Annotated in this window: 3 protein-coding genes and 1 pseudogene; 1 reads left to right on the top strand and 3 read right to left on the bottom strand. The window is 36.7% G+C overall.

What is annotated here, in order from left to right; translation table 11 throughout:
* The 3 genes from tnpA to QWZ04_RS03000 form a co-directional block, all read right to left on the bottom strand.
* On the bottom strand, positions 1 to 263 hold a 263-nt coding region (gene tnpA, locus QWZ04_RS02990), incomplete at its 3' end, for an IS66 family insertion sequence element accessory protein TnpA (protein WP_290324787.1).
* 658 nt (positions 264 to 921) lie between these two features.
* Positions 922 to 1791: a hypothetical protein gene (locus QWZ04_RS02995; RefSeq protein ID WP_290324789.1), complete on the bottom strand. Its 870-nt coding sequence runs from the start codon at positions 1789 to 1791 to the stop codon at positions 922 to 924.
* 150 nt (positions 1792 to 1941) lie between these two features.
* Positions 1942 to 2493, bottom strand: a complete 552-nt coding sequence (locus QWZ04_RS03000; RefSeq protein WP_290324791.1) for a hypothetical protein — start codon at positions 2491 to 2493, stop codon at positions 1942 to 1944.
* 148 nt (positions 2494 to 2641) lie between these two features.
* Between QWZ04_RS03000 and QWZ04_RS03005 the strand changes: the two are divergent.
* A pseudogene (locus tag QWZ04_RS03005) lies at positions 2642 to 2978 on the top strand (IS4 family transposase); the annotation flags it as partial.

Here is a 2978-nt window from a genome sequence, read left to right on the forward strand (position 1 = left end):
AGTGGTAATGAGGTTGGCAGTTCCGCTCTAAGTCCATTAGGTAGATGTACAACAACCGGCTCCAAACCTAAAGTTGGACGATCATTCATTACCACTTGATGGGCAACCTGCTCATCATCAGTTTGTTTGAGTTTCTTCAACCAATAATGAAAAGTGGCGTAATTGATGTCGTGCTCTTTGCAAAACTGCGGAACAGAAAGTCCGCTTTCTTGCTGATTAGAGACAATGGCTGTCCAATGTTGATGTTTTTCTGATCGAGTCATAGCTCCTCCGTTAGGTTGGCAAAACTATGACAAAGGTAGAGCGGAATTAGAACGTGTGGTTAATTAGACGCTTACGTTATACGAGCCTTGCTTTCGCTCCAATAAACTTGGTAAAGAACTGATTTACCAAGATTTGCTGTAAATTGAGTTTAATTAGACTGGCTCAATTAAGCGAGCAAAATATCCAATCAACGACAATAACTGTGAAACGAAACAATCCTTTTTTCTTACGCCATTTGTACGAATTGGTTTCAACAAGTTTGGAACTGATAAACCAAATATCCTAACCACAATTGGGATTGAGAATGCTACGAGGAAAACACTGATTCAGGATAAAATGAGGCAAAACCACGAACAATTGAAGCGTGAGTTGGTTTCTGAAATCCATGAACTTTTAGCAATAATGGCCAATTGCCGAACCTGATGAAATGGAAACCAAAAGGCAACAATGAAAAAGGAAAACCACCCTACTTTCACACCTAAAAAGCTAATGGTTCAATCGCTGAACTGAACCAAAAAACTGCATTCTCAGAGTTCGTATAACGCCTGCATAACACGTTTGCTACTATGCAAACCAAGCTGAATTTTACTGCCTTAATCACCAAAACTAAAGGCAAACTGACAACGCCGAGTGTAGCAAATCGTGTTGATGCGATTGTTAGGCATATTTCTCAAGTTCTTTTAGAAAACGTAATCTTGCATCATTATTCTCTATACCACAATTCATAAAGCCTAAAGAATGCATTTCCAGCCAAAAGCTTAACCCTGCTTTGATACCAAACTTTTGATATTCAGGATCTAAATCCTTCAAAAAAATATCAGGTAACAGAGCCATATCTTCTGCATACCATGATTTACCATTGATATTAAATATTCCATCATTTTTAAAATTCAGCAGTGTTGTTCCGTTAGCTAAACTTTCAAGGTAACTAGGAGTAACAGATAAACCTCTAATATAAATCTTATTAAGCCAACACATCGAGATACAAGTAGTTAAATACACTCTCGATTTCCAATAGTTATGCCTCCAATTATTACACAGGTAATACCTATAATATGGATTACCATTTAACTCCCCTATTTTTTCTTGTAATAATAAAAGTGCTCCATGATATTTATAATTCTTAGTCGGAGTTAACAGCACACCATCAAGTTCAAATCCTGAATTTAACTTGTTAGTCAAAAATTCTTGAAACCCTTCAGAGTCTTTATAAAAATCATAAGTCGGATATATTTCATTTGATGCTCCATCTAACCAATCTCTGTTAACACCTAATAATTCAGCAGCTTTATTTAAAATATCATCATCTAATTTCTTCAGTAAAGTTGAATCATTTTTGACATCATATAGAGCAAGTCCAGAACCCAATATTTTAGGTATTTGATTTCTATGAACACCATGCGCTTCACATATTTCAACCAATCGAGTCGAAATTAAATCATTGTTTTTAATAACTTTATGTTGTTTTAATGGTTTAATCACTCTTTCAAGAAGAGAAACAAACGACTCAATTTCACCAAAGATCATTAAAATTTATCCTCATAATGTGCCTAACGCTCGCTTAAGTTGTGAGCAACGAAGCCGGACGTTATGCATTGCACCGTAAACACTAAACCAATTTCAACCAAAAATGGCACACGTTGCGAATCAGCTTGAAGCGCTTGTTATGTTTTTTGCTCATAAACTAAAATTAAAGGTTGCAAAAAGTAGAGAGATTAGGCCAACTAGTAAACTAGCCAAAGATACCCACCACATTCTTTTCTGTTTCTTGGTATTTTCCTCATTCAACTCTTGAAGTTTAGACGCTAAAGGTCTCAACAAGTCTTCATGTTGAGTGGTAAGCACTTCTCTTACTTTTTCAAGATGGAATCGTACCTCTGATGGTAACCCCTCAAAAGGTTCATCACTTTCATATTTTTCAAATAGTTTTTGAAAATACTCTACTTTCATTGACTCAGGATTATCTACACCTAAAGCTTCTTTAAACTGCTTGCGTGTAGCTAGCTGGATATCTTTTGAATTCAATAAATATTCTTTAGCCAAAATGTCAATTTGCTTAGTATCTAGTTTATTTGACACGAATAGACTCGACAGTTTTTCACCAAACTTGTTGCGCCTTCTTCGCAATTGTATTTCATCGACAATTATAGGTGTCGCCCAAATTATAACGATTAATAATACAATTATTTCCACTACAAATATTAAGGCAATAAGTTCTTGCCATATCATTTTATTCCTCCTTTGCATGCTGAAACATAACGCTCGCTTCTTGCGAATCCCCTCATAATTAACCGCAAAAACAATGAGGTAGACGCGCATCGCTGCCTTTGATCTAATGAATATCGCCAAACACACATTTCAATCAAATGAGCTCACGATGCGCGATATTCAGATTCTACAGCAAACCTTACAAAACCAATGCCCCTCGATTCACAAAAAACGGCTTAATTCTCTGATACTTGCCACAAAGAGCGTGCTTGACGGCTCTGATTTAACCCTGACTAAGCTAGGCCGACAACTAGAAACGAATACCACGGTAAAACATGCAATTAAGCGTGTTGATAGACTACTTGGTAATCGCCAACTACACCGTGAAAAAGACCTTATTTATAGATGGCATGCCCACTTAATAACGGGGGCTAATCCCTGTCCAGTCGTCCTTGTTGATTGGTCTGATGTTCGTGAGCAACTTCGTTATATGACGTTAAGAGCAT

Origin of the sequence: Vibrio tapetis subsp. quintayensis (assembly GCF_030409945.1) — a bacterium.
Taxonomy (GTDB): Bacteria; Pseudomonadota; Gammaproteobacteria; order Enterobacterales; family Vibrionaceae; genus Vibrio; species Vibrio quintayensis.

Bases quoted from the DNA above. Each gene is read 5' to 3' on its own strand.
- QWZ04_RS02995 (WP_290324789.1), bottom strand. From the start codon at position 1,791: ATGATCTTTGGTGAAATTGAGTCGTTTGTTTCTCTTCTTGAAAGAGTG.
- QWZ04_RS03000 (WP_290324791.1), bottom strand. From the start codon at position 2,493: ATGATATGGCAAGAACTTATTGCCTTAATATTTGTAGTGGAAATAATT.